This is a genomic window from Flavobacterium columnare (assembly GCF_014844295.1).
GTDB lineage: Bacteria > Bacteroidota > Bacteroidia > Flavobacteriales > Flavobacteriaceae > Flavobacterium > Flavobacterium columnare.
This window is the reverse complement of the sequence record NZ_CP054494.1, coordinates 579,913-597,086: the sequence shown is the minus strand read 5'-3', so window position 1 is coordinate 597,086 and position 17,174 is coordinate 579,913. Positions and strand designations below refer to the sequence as shown.

Annotated in this window: 14 protein-coding genes; 10 read left to right on the top strand and 4 right to left on the bottom strand. The window is 33.4% G+C overall.

All coding sequences use genetic code 11. The annotated features are described in order from the left end of the window. Nucleotides 1-130 precede the first annotated feature (130 nt). The 3 genes from HUE53_RS02675 to HUE53_RS02665 all read right to left on the bottom strand — a co-directional run bounded on the left by HUE53_RS02675 (nt 131) and on the right by HUE53_RS02665 (nt 2,980). Complete coding sequence (locus HUE53_RS02675; RefSeq protein ID WP_065213103.1) at nt 131-661, bottom strand: DUF4136 domain-containing protein; 531 nt, start codon at nt 659-661, stop codon at nt 131-133. Between the two features lie 68 nt (nt 662-729). Beyond that, nucleotides 730-2,715, bottom strand: a complete 1,986-nt coding sequence (locus HUE53_RS02670; protein WP_065213104.1) for a urocanate hydratase — start codon at nt 2,713-2,715, stop codon at nt 730-732. 82 nt (nt 2,716-2,797) lie between these two features. Then, entirely contained in the window at nt 2,798-2,980 is a 183-nt protein-coding gene (locus HUE53_RS02665; protein ID WP_060382943.1) for a DUF5522 domain-containing protein, read from the bottom strand. A gap of 27 nt (nt 2,981-3,007) precedes the next feature. Between HUE53_RS02665 and HUE53_RS02660 the strand changes: the two genes are divergently transcribed. After that, a complete protein-coding gene (locus HUE53_RS02660) occupies nt 3,008-3,334 on the top strand; it encodes a hypothetical protein (RefSeq protein WP_014166202.1) in 327 nt (108 codons plus the stop codon). Here HUE53_RS02660 and HUE53_RS02655 read toward each other — a convergent pair. Further along, nucleotides 3,331-7,752, bottom strand: a complete 4,422-nt coding sequence (locus tag HUE53_RS02655; RefSeq protein ID WP_192188683.1) for a GEVED domain-containing protein — start codon at nt 7,750-7,752, stop codon at nt 3,331-3,333. The genes HUE53_RS02660 and HUE53_RS02655 overlap by 4 nt on opposite strands. Nucleotides 7,753-8,062: 310 nt before the next feature. Here HUE53_RS02655 and HUE53_RS02650 point away from each other — a divergent pair, with 310 nt between their 5' ends. The 9 genes from HUE53_RS02650 to HUE53_RS02610 all read left to right on the top strand — a co-directional run bounded on the left by HUE53_RS02650 (nt 8,063) and on the right by HUE53_RS02610 (nt 17,172). Continuing rightward, on the top strand, nt 8,063-8,986 hold the full coding sequence (locus tag HUE53_RS02650) for a 1-aminocyclopropane-1-carboxylate deaminase/D-cysteine desulfhydrase (protein ID WP_014166200.1): 924 nt from the start codon (nt 8,063-8,065) through the stop codon (nt 8,984-8,986). Between the two features lie 177 nt (nt 8,987-9,163). After that, nucleotides 9,164-10,105, top strand: coding sequence for a glucosaminidase domain-containing protein (locus HUE53_RS02645; protein WP_065213106.1), 942 nt, complete (start codon nt 9,164-9,166; stop codon nt 10,103-10,105). A 151-nt stretch (nt 10,106-10,256) separates the two neighbouring features. Beyond that, nucleotides 10,257-11,543, top strand: coding sequence for a glutamate-1-semialdehyde 2,1-aminomutase (hemL, locus tag HUE53_RS02640; RefSeq protein WP_014166198.1), 1,287 nt, complete (start codon nt 10,257-10,259; stop codon nt 11,541-11,543). Nucleotides 11,544-11,693: 150 nt separating this feature from the next. Further along, nucleotides 11,694-12,176, top strand: coding sequence for a c-type cytochrome (locus HUE53_RS02635; RefSeq protein WP_014166197.1), 483 nt, complete (start codon nt 11,694-11,696; stop codon nt 12,174-12,176). 8 nt (nt 12,177-12,184) lie between these two features. Beyond that, the gene (nosZ, locus tag HUE53_RS02630) at nt 12,185-14,158 is read left to right on the top strand and encodes a Sec-dependent nitrous-oxide reductase (RefSeq protein WP_014166196.1); all 1,974 of its coding nucleotides are present in this window, start codon (nt 12,185-12,187) and stop codon (nt 14,156-14,158) included. Between the two features lie 92 nt (nt 14,159-14,250). After that, a complete protein-coding gene (locus HUE53_RS02625; RefSeq protein WP_060382935.1) occupies nt 14,251-14,829 on the top strand; it encodes a hypothetical protein in 579 nt (192 codons plus the stop codon). After that, on the top strand, nt 14,826-15,257 hold the full coding sequence (locus tag HUE53_RS02620; RefSeq protein WP_060382934.1) for a nitrous oxide reductase accessory protein NosL: 432 nt from the start codon (nt 14,826-14,828) through the stop codon (nt 15,255-15,257). Before HUE53_RS02625 ends, HUE53_RS02620 begins: the two co-directional genes overlap by 4 nt. Further along, nucleotides 15,221-16,459, top strand: coding sequence for a nitrous oxide reductase family maturation protein NosD (locus HUE53_RS02615; protein ID WP_065213107.1), 1,239 nt, complete (start codon nt 15,221-15,223; stop codon nt 16,457-16,459). The genes HUE53_RS02620 and HUE53_RS02615 overlap by 37 nt, the downstream gene beginning before the upstream one ends. A gap of 53 nt (nt 16,460-16,512) precedes the next feature. Further along, complete coding sequence (locus HUE53_RS02610; RefSeq protein WP_317040006.1) at nt 16,513-17,172, top strand: ABC transporter ATP-binding protein; 660 nt, start codon at nt 16,513-16,515, stop codon at nt 17,170-17,172. Nucleotides 17,173-17,174 lie beyond the last annotated feature (2 nt).

Sequence of the window (17,174 nt, the reverse complement as noted above, 5' to 3'; positions counted from 1 at the left end):
ATGAGAGGGCTAAAAGGTTGTATCTTGTTATTTCAACCAAAGGGAGAAATCACATAGTCTTGATAATGTGGCTTCTCCCGTTGTCGAAGGGATAAACTAGACGTTAACCTACTGTTTTTTACACCCTGACTTAGTTTTTTATTTGAGGGGGATATTTCTCAAGTATTTTGGAAACAAATTCTTTAATGCGGACATCCTTTTTATTTACATCGTCTGTTAAATATCCAGAGCCTTTTCCTTGCCAGATTAATTCTTGGGTTTTAGCGTCTATAATATCAATAATTAGTGTGCCTTCTATAGAGGTAATAGGCATTGAATAGTTAAAACCAGCCCCCCACCAAGGATTATTCCATCCCATATTCCATCCCCAATTATTGTAGTAGTCTACACGTTCTTTTTCTTTTGTGAAAAAGCTGATGAGTATATCTGCATTTTCAGATTTTGTAAAACCTTTGGAAATTAAAACTTCATCTAAAGCATAGAGTATTCTTTTTTTATCTAAATCTGATATCTCAGCTTTGTCAATTCCGCTTTTGAGATAGGCAAAAGTTTTGTACTGATCAAAGTGAGCTCTTTTATCATAGTCCGTATTTACATACACAGAACTGCATGCTGTAAGCATGAAAAAACCGATTAGCATTAGCAATTTTATCGTTTTCATCGTATTGAAAATTTTAAGAGACTGTTATAAAATTACAACAAAAAACATACCAAAGCAAATATTTAATTTTATAAGAGGGTTTCGTCAACTAAGTTAGGTAAGGTTACTTTTAATAAAGGTTCTTGTTCCATTGCTCTTTTGATAGCAAAAATAGCCCCTTCATTTCTTGCCCAACTTCTTCTTGAAATACCATTATTAACATCCCAGAAGAGCATAGATTTTAGTCTTCTTTCACTATCGTTTGAACCGTCTAATAACATACCAAAACCACCATTAATTACTTCTCCCCAGCCTACGCCCCCTCCGTTGTGTATAGAAACCCAAGTGGCGCCACGGAAGCTGTCGCCTATGACGTTATGAATTGCCATATCGGCTGTAAATCGAGAACCATCGTAAATATTAGATGTTTCACGATATGGGGAATCGGTACCAGAAACATCATGATGATCACGCCCTAAAACGACAGGGCCGATTTCTCCTTTGCGAATGGCATTGTTGAATGCTTGTGCAATTTTAGTGCGTCCTTCAGCATCAGCATATAAAATACGTGCTTGTGATCCTACAACTAATTTGTTTTGTTGTGCGCCTTTAATCCATTGGATATTATCCGCCATTTGTTGTTGGATTTCTTCTGGTGAATTTTGCATCATTTCTTCCAGAACTTGGCAAGCTATGTTGTCTGTTTTTTGTAAGTCTTCGGGTTTTCCAGATGTACAAACCCAACGGAAAGGACCAAACCCGTAATCAAAACACATAGGTCCCATAATATCTTGAACATAGGAAGGGTATTTAAACTCTCTGCCCAAAGTTGGGTTTTCAGCCATAACATCAGCACCTGCGCGTGAGGCTTCTAGAAGGAACGCATTTCCATAATCAAAGAAGTAGGTTCCTTTTGCGGTGTGTTTGTTTATAGCTTCTGCGTGACGACGTAATGTTTTTTGAACTTCTATTTTAAACTGTTCAGGGTTGTTAGCCATCATTTCGTTAGCTTCTTCAAATGAGATGCCTACTGGATAATAACCACCTGCCCAAGGATTGTGTAGGGATGTTTGATCTGAACCTAGATCAATATGTAGGTTTTCTTCATCAAAACGTTCCCATACATCTACCACGTTCCCTAAGTAAGCCAATGAAACGACTTCTTTAGCTTCCAATGCTTTTTTAACACGATTAATTAAGTTATTGATGTCTTCATATATTTCATGAATCCACCCTTGTTCGTGACGTATTTTAGTTATTTTAGGATTTACTTCAGCACAAACAGTTACACATCCTGCAATTGTTCCTGCTTTTGGTTGAGCACCACTCATTCCTCCCAATCCAGACGTAACAAATAAACCTCCATTTGGGTTTTTATTGATTTTTCTAAATCCATTCAAAACGGTAATCGTTGTTCCGTGTACAATTCCTTGGGGCCCAATATACATATAGCTTCCTGCTGTCATCTGACCGTACTGAGTGACTCCTAAAGCATTAAAACGCTCCCAATCATCGGATTTGGAATAATTAGGAATCATCATGCCGTTTGTAACGACTACTCTTGGAGCGTCTTTATGAGAAGGGAATAACCCCATAGGATGTCCTGAATACATAACAAGTGTTTGCTCGTCCGTCATTTCAGCTAAATATTTCATGGTTAGTCTATACTGAGCCCAGTTACTAAAAACACCGCCATTACCACCGTAAGTGATTAATTCATGCGGGTGTTGTGCTACAGCATAGTCTAAATTATTTTGAATCATAAGCATGATGGCTTTTGCCTGTAGGCTTTTGCCTGGATAATCAGTAATAGGTCTAGCTTTCATTTCATAATCAGGGCGTAGACGATACATATAAATACGTCCGTATTTTTCTAATTCTTCTTTAAATTCAGGAATTAGGTCAGTATGCTGATGGGGCTGAAAATAGCGAAGAGCATTTTTTAAAGCTAATTTTTTCTCTTCCTCAGTTAATATTTCTTTGCGCTTTGGAGCGTGATTAATTTGTGATTCGTACGTTTTTGCTTGTGGTAAAACGGCAGGAATTCCTTCTACTATTTGTTCTTGAAATGTCATTTGGTTTAGCTTTAAGATTTATGCTAATGCGTGATAAGCAGTATATATTGTGTGTTTTTAAGTTTTAGAATAATTGTGGATATTAATTGGTTTTCTTAATAATTCCAGTTTTTTTATCAAATCCGTAAGGACAGTGACGGCATCCGCTTTTACAACAATAGCCTCGTTTTAAATGGTATTTTTCCGTAAAACATTTATATCCTTGTGGAGTGTAATAAAAATCTTCTCCTTCTTTTAAATTATTTGGATTTAAATCATTGTTCATGTGCGCAAATTTATCAAATTTGTATATATGTTTTTTATAGTATCTAAATATTTAACACCTAGAAGATTTCGTGGGATTACTTTTTTTCCATTTGTTTTTATGAGGAAAGAAGAAGATGGGAAAGATGTATGTTTTATAAATCATGAAAGAATTCATCTTTGTCAGCAAAAAGAAATGTTGGTTTTGTTGTTTTTTATTTGGTACGGATTAGAATATTTGTTTCGGTTAGTGCAATTTAGAGACAAGCAACAAGCGTATTATAATATATCATTTGAAAGAGAGGCTTATAGAAAAGAGAAAGACCTCGACTATTTAAGGAAGAGGTCTTTTTGGGCATTCTTGAGATATATTTAGTAAATTACTTTTTTGGTTATTAATACTCCGTTTTCAAGTATTATTTTTACGAGTATCATATTTTGAGTATTTTTTAAATTAAGTAAAGATTCTTTTTGGTTGATATCTTTTGCTTGAAACAAAGTTTTACCTAAAAGATCATAAACTTCAACGTTTTTTATGTTGTATAATTCTGATTTGATTTGTAATTCATTAGTTCCATAAACAACGACACTGTTATTATACTCTTCATTGTTGTTGGATAATGTTTCATTGGTGTATTTAATGATAAAACGTCCTTTGAATACTCCTTTTTCGCTAATGAATGAATAAGGGCTAATGGTTAAATCATGAACTGTATTTGTTAACAAATCTTCTAGATATATTTTTTGATTAGTAGATTTGAATAGACCGTCTACTTCTGATATAGCAAACTTATAGGAGCCACTTGTAGGTACTTGATAGCCAATATTAAATTTGTCGTTTATATCAAACATTCCTTTTCCTTGAATGATGTACGCATCGTCATCTAGCAGCGAAAAAGCCTTCAGAGGGTCTTCATAGTCGGTTTTAGCATCAAAAAGAAAATCTTTTTCTGCTGTGGCACCTTCTGCATAACCAATTAAAAAAGTACTACTAGTAGAGTTAGCATCCACTAAATCGATCCAAATTCGATTGGGTTGGCTTTCGTTTTTGTTGTCTGTTGTTCTATAAAATTGACTGTTATTATAAGCGTTATTTGAATTGTCAATACGCATACTGTTTTTAAAAACGATATTGTTTGTTAGTGGACTACCATCTCTCATTTTGATAAGAAATCCTTGTCCCGCAGCTATTTTTCCGTTAAATGCTGTGTCTGCTCCTGTACTACTTCCTTGACTGGATCCTAGTTTAGTATAGGTCAAATAATCACTATATGAATAGTTATTAGAAAAATTTTGGTAATAAGGAGCAGCGTTATTTTTAGATATTGTTCCTCTATGTGTCCAAATTTGGATTCCTCCTTCTAATAGGGCTTCGTTTTCGGTTAAAAATTTGATAGCATCTATAGCAGAAGGGTATGGGTTGCCAATTAAATTTAGGTTGTCATCTAAATTAGTTATAAAGCGTCCAGTAGTACCTCTATAGTCTGCTCCTATATATGGGCCTCTTTTAATAGGCATTGTAATGATGCCATTTCTTGGTGTTCCTGTAAAGGTAGTAGAAAATGTTGGGTTGTTGTTTGCAACTCTAACAATATACCCTTTACCAGGTAGCATGTTTTCGGTTGTGTTAAACCAATTACCAAAACCAAAACCGTTAGGATTCGGGTGGTCTGTTACCCAATGAAAAATTTTACTAGTTGGTGTGTCTGGAGAGACACTGGTAATAGGAAAATTGTTTACAGGAGAAGACCAGTATATGTAATCAAATAATTTTAAGCCAGTAGCCGTTCTGTCCATAGTAAAAGTCCCTGAAATAGAATTAGGAGGAGAAGGATTATCATTTTTTTGAACAAAATTAGCATTGTTACGAAGATTAAAAATCCCCCCACTTTTTATATCCATCCAGTCTGTAATAATCAAATTGTTGTTAGCTTGTAATTCTAAATTTCCGTTTGATTTTATAGTTAAGTTTTTTCCGTAGCCTGTATATTCAGTACCTCTAATTTTGGCGGTACTCGGTATGATTACGCACGTATTGCTATCAGGAATAATAGCAGGTGCCCAGTTTCCGGCTGTATCCCAACGATCGTTTATAGTTCCTTTCCATGTACGAGTACTATTGGTAATTGTAATAGGAATAGTAGATAAACAGCCATTAGGTGTTAATGATTCTACAGATGTTGACCAAGAAGGCAATTCTATAGAAGAACCCTTAGGAGCAAAATAAACAGTTCCTGTGTTTTGATTAGTGTAAAGAGCATCGCCTACATTATCATTGTTTGTATCAACATATAATATACCTGATGAGTTATTCCATGAATAATTAGGGATAAAAGGTTTTGTTGCGTTTATGTAAACATCATCAATTGCCCAACCTTCAGCCCAAGTGCCTTTGTATTCAAATTTTATAGATAGTTTTTGAACGCCAATAGGTAATGAATAATTAGCAGATACAAAAGAATGTGCTAATCCTTGATCTGAATTATATTGCACTAACTGGATCCAATGAGAACTATTTGCAGGATCAGGAGAGGCAAGTGTTGAATAGTAAACAGTGGCTGTATCTGTATTATCAAAATCAGAGTAATAATGTCTAAAAGTTAAGGTTGCACTAGTACAACCAACCGTTGAAACAGGGCTTTTAGTTGTCATTCTACTGGTCATTGTAAGATTATAATAGTCAGAGGTTGTGAGTGCAAATGTATTATCTGCGTTTCCTGAACTGATAGCAGGTTTGAAAACGGTTGTATTTATGGGAACCGTTGGACTTACATATAGTTTCCAAGTAGCATTAGAAAAGAAATTACTAAGTGTTTGTGTTACGAGAAAATTGGTGTCTGAAATGTCAGATTCAGAAAACGTTTCAGTTAGTAAATTAAATTTAGTTTCTCCAACAGATGCTGTAATTTTTACTTGTGAATTTTCTCCACAAATGTCAGTTGCTGAGGCATTTAAATTAATGTCAGTTGTTGATTTTATCTCAGCATTGACAAAAGTGTTATAGAAACTTTGACACGTTCCATTATACCCTTTAACGTTGTATGTTTTACTTGTGTTTAATAAAGGAGTGATCCAAGTAGTAGTAGCTTGTCCAGAAACAATGGTACTTGGACTAGTTCCTTCCAGTGTATTTGTTACAGAGTCATACCATCTAAATTCTGTTATATTAGTGGTTCCGTATGCCTGTAAAGTAACAGTTCCTGGGCCACAACTACTTCCTGATGTAGCAGCACTAATTTTAGCAACACAATAAGGTAAGATTGTTATCGTGTAATCTTCTGTTTCTCCATAGTCGTGATTTCCACAAGGATCCAAAGTATTAGACGAAAAAGTTCTAATTCGGAGGGTATATGTTCCAGCTGGTACTGTGGTAGGGATTGTAAAACCTAATGTGTTTTTTAGCTCCGTGTATATACTACCAGTGGTGTACACCAATTCGTTACTTTCAAAAACGCCATTTTTGTTGTTCCAATCAATCCATATCCTTATAGTCTGACGAAAGGGCTTATCTGGCAAGGTTGCTAATAGGTTTACACCGCCTCCTTGTACCTGTGTAAACAAGTTAATATGTCTGTAATTTCCGTAGCCATTAGGAGAGTAACCTGTATTATTGTTAGCATAAGTTGTTACAGTACCTATAGATTCTAAACTATTTATATATCTAGAATTATTATTAGAAGAAGGAATACAGTATGCAAAACTTGTACTGGTATTTCCTGATAAAGGATTTGTAATATTGTATCTAGGTCCTCCAGAGCAATTGGTGTTGTTGTAAGAAAAAATGTAATAGTAATAAGAGGTATTAGTTATTAATCCACTATCGTTAAAAGATGTATTGCCATCTGTATCCACTACCACATAATTAGGGCCTAATGCTGTAGAGCCTATAGTATAAACAGTTCCATTAGTTGGATTGGGTTTTATATTAGTATTCGAACGTACCACTAGATAACTATTAGGAAAAGGGTTTGCTGCTGTAAAATTTCCTGTGATTGTGGAGTTGTCAGACGTCAGAACTAGAGCTGTGGGTTGAGTTGTAGGTGTTGAACAAGGTTGAGTTTGAATGGGAGTCCATGTAAAGGTTAAACCATTAGATGGAGCACTTGAGGCATTAGTTGTACACGTATTGGTGTTTGTAGTTCCTCTAGTAGTTGTTGAAACCCAACTAGAATGATTGGTTTTGTTTCTATTATTAAAATCCGTATTAGTTGCACCTCTTAGACCTACTTCTACATTTATGTTTTCACTTGTAGTGGTGCCAGTTGGAGAACAAATTCCATACACAATTGAAACAACGTTAGTGGTTTCATATAGTTTTATTTGAAAATCAAAATTTCCATTTCTATTATATCTTTTAGCATCATCCCATTGAATCGTAAAAACTCTATTAGGAGCGGATCCTGTTGTAGAATAAGTGATTGCCTTTGTTCCTGAATCAGCCATATCAGCTCCAAGTGCGCTAATAGCACCACTATAACCACTTCCTGATGAAATAGGGTTGTATAAAGAGCCAGAAGGGGGTGTTGCGCCAAATGTAATGAAGCCATTACTGCTAATGGCACAAGTTGTGTAATTAGCATTATTGAAATTAAAAGAAAAACCTATAGGAATGTTAGGAACTACGTTTTCATCCCATCCAGAATTTATTGCTACAGTACCTGAGATAGAATTATACGCTCCGTTATTTTCTGAAAAAGTGTATGACGATACCTGTCCTTTGTTTTCATCTATAAATAGAATCAAAAAGAGTAGTAGAAAAGATAATCTTTTCTTTATTGGATAAAATTCTTTCATAAATTCTTGTTTTTTTGGAGATATTTACTTATATTATAAGTCCTTACAAGGGTAAAAATAGAATTTGTCATAATGATATGCAATTTATTTTAGGTGAAAAAGGGCTTTGTCGATTTTTTTCTACAAACAATAACACTTTTTTGTTTAATTTTTTTTATCAAAAAACAAGGTAAACACTGGGAATTGTTTAATTATTTGATTATTAGAGGTTTTTTTTTGAACTATCTTTATTTTTGTGTGAAATTTCTCATTTATTTAATAAAGTGAATATTCTAAAAACGTAATTTGTAAAAAAATATACCTTTGTCTAGTGAATAGCCTAATACAAAAAATAAATATCTCGTTACCTGATGGAATAACGCTTTTTATGAAGCGGGAAGATCAGATTCATCCTTTTATTTCTGGAAACAAATACCGGAAACTTAAATATAATTTAGACCATCTACAAAATAACCACTATGATACATTGGTAACCTTTGGTGGCGCTTTTTCAAATCATATTGCTGCAACTGCTTATGCTTGTAAAGAAAAAGGAATAAATTGTGTAGGTGTAATCAGGGGCGAAGAACTCTGGAAAGAAGTAAATCATAATCCAACCTTACGATTTGCACAAAAATGGGGTATGAAATTTGAATTTATAACTCGTGAGCAATACAGGGATAAAGAAAATGATGAATTCAAAAAAAGGATACAGTCTAAATATGGTATTTGTTATTGGTTACCAGAAGGAGGAACCAATGAGTTGGCCATTAAAGGATGCGGTGAAATTCTTAATACATCGGATGCGATGTATAATTATATATGTACAGCAGTAGGAACAGGAGGAACCGTTTCGGGGCTAATCAATAGTGCTTTATCCCATCAGAGAATTTTAGGCTTTCCAGCATTGAAAGGAGATTTTTTAAGAAGCGAAGTGCAATCATGGATATTAAATGATAATCAATGGGATATTATAAACGATTATCATTTTGGAGGCTATGCTAAAGTAACAGAAGAATTAATTTGTTTTCTAAATGATTTTTATACCCAAACGACCATACCGCTAGATCCTATCTATACAGGTAAGATGTTGTTTGGTGTAATTGATATGATCCATAAAGGGTATTTTGAACCAAGAACAAAAATTTTAACTATCCATACTGGAGGGTTACAAGGGATAGAGGGAATGAATCAATTGTTGGCTAAAAAAAATAAAACACTAATTCATTATGAAGATAGTTTAAAAAATCAATAATTTTGAGTTTTATTTTTGAAGTATGTATAAGAAAAGCCGATAGAGTTTTAAACCTTTTGATAGAAATAGAAAAAATACAAATATTTTAAAAAGAATGAAATTTTTAAAAATGAAAAACAAAATATAAAAGAGTTCGTTTAAGTTATATAACAAGAAAATATAAAATAAAATTACTCCATGAAAAAAATAATACATTTCTTTTTAGTTCTCTTCTTAGTGAGTTGCGGAGCTTCTAAGCCAACGATTCAAACGACTAAAAAAATAGTACATCCTACTAATCAAAAAAAAGGAACTCAATCTGAAAAAGAAATTACAAAGGATCAAAATCTTCGTAGATCAGAAGAATTAGTAGCAACCTCAAAAGTAAAAGTTACCCCCGAGATAGTCAATGGGTATGTTATGCAATTCAAAGAGGTAGCTATGAATAATATGAAAGAGCATAAGGTACCCGCTAGTATTATTTTAGCTCAAGGAATTTTAGAATCAGGTGCGGGTACTGGTACGCTTTGTCGTACTGCCAATAATCATTTTGGAATCAAATGTCATAAGGAATGGACGGGTGAATATGTGCGTTATGACGACGATGCCGCTCAGGAATGTTTTAGAAAATATCAAAACCCTTCTCACTCTTATCGTGATCATTCCTTGTTTTTAACCTCTCGTTCTTGGTATGCTCCATTATTTAAGCTTGATCCTTACGATTACAAAGGGTGGGCGTATGGACTAAAAAAATCTGGATATGCAACTGATCCTAAATACCCTGAAAAACTAATCTCTATTATTGAACGTTACAAGCTTCATGAATATGATTCTAAGGTTTTAGGTTTTGTTTTTATTCCCTCAGAAAAAACAGAAGGGACAGTAAAAGAAACGAAAACGATCGCACAAACCTCTTTGTCTAAAGAGGTATCCCCTCAAGTAAAAGACACAGTAAAAGTTTTAATAAAATCAAATACAATGTCAGAAATACCTACTACAGGTACAACTCATACCGTAGCACAAGGAGAAACGTTGTATGCTATTTCAAAAAAGTATAATACTACGGTAGAACAAATTCGTCAAAAAAACAATTTGATAGATAATGCAATAGCTATCGGACAAATATTAATAATTTTTTAGGAGCCCACTTTAGGGCTATTTTTTTAACGTAGTTTCCCGCTGTACAGCGCATCTGTTATTGTGAGTTAAAGAACTTTGTGGAGTAACAATACGATTTCACAATGGTTAGATGCTACCTTCATCGGGGCTAGATGCAAACATTAAGAAAAAAATGATTTATCAAAGAAGCAGTCAGTTATTTCAGGAAGCGGCAGAAGTTATTCCAGGAGGTGTTAACTCACCTGTACGCGCTTTTAAGTATGTAGGGGGAACCCCTATTTTTGTAAAAGAAGCCAAAGGAGCTTATTTATATGACGAAGATGGTAATCGATTAATCGATTATATCAACTCTTGGGGGCCTATGATTTTAGGTCATGCCTATGAACCTGTAGTAAAAGCCGTAATAGAAAAAGCACAAAAAGGAACCTCCTTTGGAATGCCTACTGAGTTAGAAACACAAATAGCAAAATTAGCGGTTTCTATGGTGCCTAATATTGATAAGATTCGATTTGTTAATTCAGGAACAGAAGCCTGTATGAGTGCTATTCGTTTAGCACGTGGGTTCACGAATCGTGATAAAATAATTAAATTTGCAGGATGTTATCACGGACATTCTGATTCGTTTTTAATCCAAGCAGGTAGTGGCGCTATTACTTTTGGTTCGCCCAATAGCCCAGGAGTAACAGAAGGAACAGCTAAAGATACCTTATTAGCCAATTATAATGATATTGATAATGTAAAAGCTTTGTTAGAAGCTAATAAAGAGCAAATAGCAGCCATTATCATAGAACCTGTTGCAGGAAATATGGGATGTGTACCCCCTAAAGAAGGTTTTTTACAAGCATTAAGAGAGGTTTGTGATGTTCATGGCACATTATTGATTTTTGATGAAGTAATGACAGGATTCCGTTTAGCAAAAGGAGGAGCACAAGAATTATTTAATATCAAAGCAGATATCGTTTGCTTTGGTAAAGTAATAGGAGGAGGACTACCAGTAGGAGCTTTTGCCGCACGAAATGAAATTATGAATTATTTAGCCCCACTAGGACCTGTTTATCAAGCAGGAACTTTATCCGGAAACCCCTTAGCAATGGCTGCTGGATTAGCTATGTTGCAAGCTTTAAATGAAGATTCAGAAATTTTTAATCGCTTAGATCAAAAAACAGCTTATTTAGAAAAAGGAATTCATGAAGTATTAACTAAAAATAATATTCTATACACAATTAATCGCGTAGGATCTATGATTTCAGTTCATTTTGATCAAACAGAAGTGATTGACTTTGAAACATCTAAAAAAGGAGATAATCAATATTTTAAAGATTTTTTCCATGGATTAGTACAAGAAGGCGTTTATATTGCACCATCGGCTTATGAAACCTGGTTTATTACTGATGCCTTGACCTATGAAGATTTAGATTTTACTATTCATGCCATAGACAAAGTGTCAAAAAAGCTATAAAAATAGAGTTGTACAAAAAGAAAGCCCGATGATCAATCATCGGGCTTTCTTTTTGTACGGAAATTCAATTGTTTTTTTTATGATTAGAGTCATAAGAGATTCGTTATGTTCGTAGGAAATTTGTATAACAATTATAAATAATGAAGAATTATGAAACGAATTTCATTAATCATTTTAGGCTTAACAATCCTAGTTTCATGTGGAAAGAAAGAGGGAAAAACAGAAGAATTTTCTAAATCAGCACAAGAGCAAGTAACTAAGCAAGAATCTAATTCAGACGCTTCTTCATACGATCCTAATAGAGGAGAAGGAAAGTTTGATAAAATTGAACTAGGAACTTTAGACCTAGCAAAAGCAACTGAAGGAGAAAAAGTTTCAGAAATAAAATGTACTTCTTGTCATAAAACTACAGATGAAAAACTAGTAGGACCAGGTTGGAAAGGAGTCACAGAAAGAAGAAAGCCAGAATGGATAATGAACTTTATAACGAATCCAGATCCAATGATTGATAAAGATCCAGAGCTTCAGGCGCAATTAGAAATTTGTTTAGTACGAATGCCTAATCAAGGACTAACAGATGACGAAGCTAGAAATATTTTAGAATATATGCGTAAAAACGATGGTGTTAAATAAGAGGAATTATGAATAAAAAGATTTCAAAGTTCGGATGGTTAATTTTAGTAACAGGAAGTATTTTTTCCTGTAAACCTAAAAATTCAGGTGATGCCGTAAGTGGCGATGCCGCTCAAAAGACTTATGTAGCACCAGGTAAATACGATGAGTTCTATAATTTTGTTTCAGGAGGATTTAGTGGACAATTAAGTGTGTACGGATTGCCAAGTGGTCGATTATTTAGAGTAATTCCCGTGTTTTCTGTAGATCCCGAAAAAGGATGGGGATATAGTGAAGAAACAAAGCCAATGCTGAATACTTCCAATGGATTTGTGCCTTGGGATGATCTGCACCATACGGAATTATCTCAAACAAATGGTGAAGTTGACGGACGATGGGTTTTTGGAAATGCTAATAATACGCCTCGTATAGCACGTATTGATCTAAAAACTTTTAAAACAACTGAAATAATTGAATTGCCCAACTCAGGAGGCAATCATTCATCGCCATTTATTACAGAAAATACAGAGTATGTAGTCGCTGGAACACGGTTTAGTGTACCAGCGGATTATTCAAATGGAGATGTTGAAATTAATACTTTTAAGAAAAACTTTAAAGGACACATAAGTTTTGTTAAAGTAGGTAAGGAAGGAGAGATGGATTTAGCTTTTCAAATCGTAACACCAGGCGTAAATTTTGATTTATCTCATGCGGGTAAAGGAAAATCTCATGGTTGGTTCTTCTTTTCTTGTTACAATACAGAGCAAGCGAATACGTTATTAGAGGTTAATGCTTCTCAAAAAGATAAAGACTTCATAATGGCAGTAAATTGGAAAAAAGCAGAAGAATATTTAAAAGCAGGAAAAGCCAAAAAAGAAACTGTAAAATACGCTCATAATAAATGGAATGATAAAACACATTCTGCTACTTCAGAAATTAAAAATGAAGTTATGGTTTTAGATGCAGCAGAACTAAAAGATATTTGTTATATGATCCCTTGTCCTAAGTCACCACACGGTTGTGATGTAGATCCTTCAGGAGAATACATTGTAGGTTCAGGAAAATTAGCGGCCTTAGTTCCTGTATTTAGTTTTGATAAAATGATAACAGCTATTAATCATAAAAAATTTGAAGGAACATTTGATGGAATTAACGTAATAAAGTACGAAGAAGCATTGCACGGAGAGGTTCAAAAACCAGGTTTAGGACCTTTGCATACAGAGTTTGATGAAAGAGGCAATGCCTATACGACATTCTTTGTATCGTCAGAAGTTGTAAAATGGGATTTGAAAACACTAAAAATACTAGACAGAGTACCAACCTACTATTCTGTTGGTCATTTATGTATTCCTGGAGGAGATACTAAAAAACCTTTTGGTAAATACTTAATAGCTTATAATAAAATTACAAAAGACAGATACCTCCCAACGGGACCTGAATTGGCTCAATCAGCTCAAATTTTTGATATTAGCGGAGAAAAAATGCAAATGATCTTAGATTTCCCAACAATAGGAGAACCTCATTATGCACAAGCAGCACCAGCAGATCTAATCAGAAATAACGGACAATTGAAGTATTATAAAATTGCCGAAAATAAGCATCCTTTTGCAACAAAAGGAGAAAAAGAAGCTAAAGTAGTAAGAAAAGGAAAAGTCGTTCATGTATACATGACCTCTATCCGATCGCATTTTGCTCCTGATAATATTGAAGGAATAAAACTAGGAGATGAAGTATATTTTCATGTTACCAATTTAGAACAAGATTGGGACGTTCCGCATGGTTTTGCTATCAAAGGAGCTGATAATGGAGAGTTACTCATTATGCCCGGCGAAACCGCTACCTTACAATGGATCCCTAAGAGAGTAGGTATGTATCCTATGTATTGTACTGATTTTTGCAGTGCTTTACATCAGGAAATGCAAGGTTATGTAAGAGTATCTCCCGCCAATAGTAAAGTACCCATTACTTATAGTGTAGGAACCAATTTACCTAATACAAAATAAAATTACTTACAAGACTGTCTAAGTGTATAGTACTTAGTAATAAAAGTCTATTGTTTAGACAGTCTTTAGTTATTATGCTAATATTTTTCAAAATGAAAAATCAAAGAGTATCATTAGTATCAAAAGGACTTCTAATAATTGTGTCAGGACTTTTTATGGGATCCGTTTTTTTTCCGCTATGGCAAATACAACTGGATGCCCCTCAGTACCCTGAAGGACTGGTTCTAAGATTATATGCTGATAAAATAGGAGGAGATGTTGATATAATCAATGGTTTAAATCATTATATAGGGATGGCAACCCTTCATACAGAAAACTTTTTTGAATTTAGGATCCTTACATTTATAATTGTAGGTTTTGGACTAGTTTCCCTACTACTCCTATTTTTAGATAAAAAAAAATATGTGGGATCTTTTTTAGTGCTATTTTTTTTATTCGTAATTCTATCAGCAATAGATTTTTACCGTTGGAATTACGAGTATGGACATAATCTAGATCCTAATGCTGCAATAAAAGTACCAGGAATGAGCTATCAACCTCCCTTAGTAGGTTATAAACAGTTATTAAACTTTGGAGCCTATTCTATTCCTGATAAAGGAGGCTGGATGCTAATAACTGCTGGAATAATACTGTTTTTTATAATGATTAATGAAAAAAATATACAATCATGAGAGTATTATATAGAATTTTATTGTTTTTCAGTTTTATTTTCTCATTATCGTGTGGCTCTGATAAACCCCAGCCCATAAAACTAAATATAGATTCTTGTGATTTTTGCAAAATGACCATTTCAAATCCTCAATTCTCTTGTCAGATAATTACAGATAAAGGAAGATGTTACAAGTTTGATGATCTCTCCTGTTTGCTTCAATACATTAGGAATACAAAAATAAAAGCAGTATATGTGTCAGATTATTTAAATAAAAACATGATTTCTGCAAACGATGGTTTTTTTGTAAAACATATCAATTTTAAAAGCCCAATGAATGGAAATATTGCTTGTTTTTCAAATTTAAAAGAAAGTAAAAAATATCAATCAAAACTTCATACAGATGTACTAAATTGGAAAGAATTAACTCAAATATACAAATCATATTAACTGCTTTAGCCTTAATTTTTTTTCAGAATTTGCAAGCAAAAACAATCGTCGTTAGCTATTCTATTAAAAAAGCTATAGAGCAGAGCGCAGACAATGATACAATTATTGTTCCTAAAAAAATATATCGAGAAGGAAATATCATGATTTCCAAAAAAATTGTTTTGATAGGCAAAGATTTTCCTCTAATTGATGGTGAAAACAAATTCGAAATTTTTTCAATAAATGCCGATAATGTTACCATAAAAGGGTTTAAAATAGTTAATTCAGGTTTTGCCGCACTTCAAGATCCTTGTGGAATTAGAGTGTATGACAAAGAAAATGTTGTTATAGAAAACAATATTTTAGATAATAACTTCTTTGGAATTTATATTCAAAATGGAAAAAATTGCCTGATTAAAAATAATAAACTAAAAGCTTATGGTCAGAAAGAACAATTAATAGGAAATGGTATTCATTGTTGGAAAAGCAAAAATTTAAGAATTATAGGCAATACAATAGAAGGACATAGAGACGGTATCTACTTTGAATTTGTAACAAATTCTGTTATTTGGAGAAATAGATCAAATAATAACATTCGTTACGGTTTGCATTTTATGTTTTCTCATGATGATGCTTATATAACAAATGTGTTTAAAAACAATGGAGCAGGTGTAGCCGTAATGTTTACTAAAAACGTTAAAATGTTTAATAATTATTTCGAAGAAAATTGGGGCGATTCTGCTTACGGATTATTATTAAAAGAAATATCAGATAGTTATATCTACAATAACAAGTTTGTTAGCAATACTTCGGGTATTTATATGGAAGGAACCTCCCGAATTTGGGTAGAAAAAAACCAATTCAAGAACAATGGATGGGGAATGAAAATTCAAGCCAGTTGTATGGATAACATTATAACGGATAATAATTTTATTAAAAACACCTTTGATGTAAGTACGAATGGGAGTTTAGTGATGAATACCTTTACTAAAAATTATTGGGACAAATACGAAGGATACGACATAAATAAAGATGGTTTAGGAGATGTACCTTATCATCCATTAAGTTTATTTGCTGTTTTAACAGAAAACATACCTTCAGCAATGCTATTGTATAGAAGTTTTATGATCATGCTTTTAGATAAATCCGAAAAAGTTTTACCAACCATTACACCCGATAATTTTGTTGATAATCACCCCAAAACAAAACCTTTGCTTTTATGATTGTAATTGATAATTGTAATAAAAAATTCGAAAAATTAAACGTGCTAAAAAACATGTCGATCACTTTAGAAAGCGGACAATGTGTTGCACTGATAGGCCCTAACGGTTGCGGAAAAACAACTTTAATCAAATCAATATTAGGAATGGTTATTCCTGATTCGGGAGCCATTTTTGTAAAGAACCAATCTATACAAAAAGATTTTTTGTACAGAAATAATATAGGTTATATGCCACAAATAGGACGATATCCAGAAGGACTAACCATTGGCGAAGTTATAGAAATGATAAAAGAACTAAGAAATTCAAAAGACAAATTAGATGAAGAGTTATTGCATTCTTTTGAAGTTCAAAAAATGTTTGATAAACCAATGGGCACATTATCAGGAGGAACTACACAAAAAGTAAGCGCTGTTTTAGCCTTTTTATTCAATCCTGATATTCTGATATTAGATGAGCCAACCGCAGGTCTAGATCCTTTAGCGGCTGAGATCCTAAAAACAAAAATTAATAAAGAAAAAGCAAAAGGAAAACTCATTATGATTACTTCTCACTTATTAAGTGAGTTAGACGACCTAATTACGCATATTATTTTTATGCAAGAAGGAGAAATACAATTCTATAAAACCATTAATGAACTAAAAAGTCAAACAGCTGAGGAAAAAATAAGCAAAGCCATTGCAAAAATTCTAAAACAAAAACTTTTTACAAATTAGAA

What these genes read in the sequence shown, in the direction of transcription:
- HUE53_RS02675 (WP_065213103.1), bottom strand. Translation starts at nt 661, where the DNA reads ATGAAAACGATAAAATTGCTAATGCTAATCGGTTTTTTCATGCTTACA.
- HUE53_RS02670 (WP_065213104.1), bottom strand. Translation starts at nt 2,715, where the DNA reads ATGACATTTCAAGAACAAATAGTAGAAGGAATTCCTGCCGTTTTACCA.
- HUE53_RS02665 (WP_060382943.1), bottom strand. Translation starts at nt 2,980, where the DNA reads ATGAACAATGATTTAAATCCAAATAATTTAAAAGAAGGAGAAGATTTT.
- HUE53_RS02660 (WP_014166202.1), top strand. Translation starts at nt 3,008, where the DNA reads ATGTTTTTTATAGTATCTAAATATTTAACACCTAGAAGATTTCGTGGG.
- HUE53_RS02655 (WP_192188683.1), bottom strand. Translation starts at nt 7,752, where the DNA reads ATGAAAGAATTTTATCCAATAAAGAAAAGATTATCTTTTCTACTACTC.
- HUE53_RS02645 (WP_065213106.1), top strand. Translation starts at nt 9,164, where the DNA reads ATGAAAAAAATAATACATTTCTTTTTAGTTCTCTTCTTAGTGAGTTGC.
- hemL (WP_014166198.1), top strand. Translation starts at nt 10,257, where the DNA reads ATGATTTATCAAAGAAGCAGTCAGTTATTTCAGGAAGCGGCAGAAGTT.
- HUE53_RS02635 (WP_014166197.1), top strand. Translation starts at nt 11,694, where the DNA reads ATGAAACGAATTTCATTAATCATTTTAGGCTTAACAATCCTAGTTTCA.
- nosZ (WP_014166196.1), top strand. Translation starts at nt 12,185, where the DNA reads ATGAATAAAAAGATTTCAAAGTTCGGATGGTTAATTTTAGTAACAGGA.
- HUE53_RS02625 (WP_060382935.1), top strand. Translation starts at nt 14,251, where the DNA reads ATGAAAAATCAAAGAGTATCATTAGTATCAAAAGGACTTCTAATAATT.
- HUE53_RS02620 (WP_060382934.1), top strand. Translation starts at nt 14,826, where the DNA reads ATGAGAGTATTATATAGAATTTTATTGTTTTTCAGTTTTATTTTCTCA.
- HUE53_RS02610 (WP_317040006.1), top strand. Translation starts at nt 16,513, where the DNA reads ATGTCGATCACTTTAGAAAGCGGACAATGTGTTGCACTGATAGGCCCT.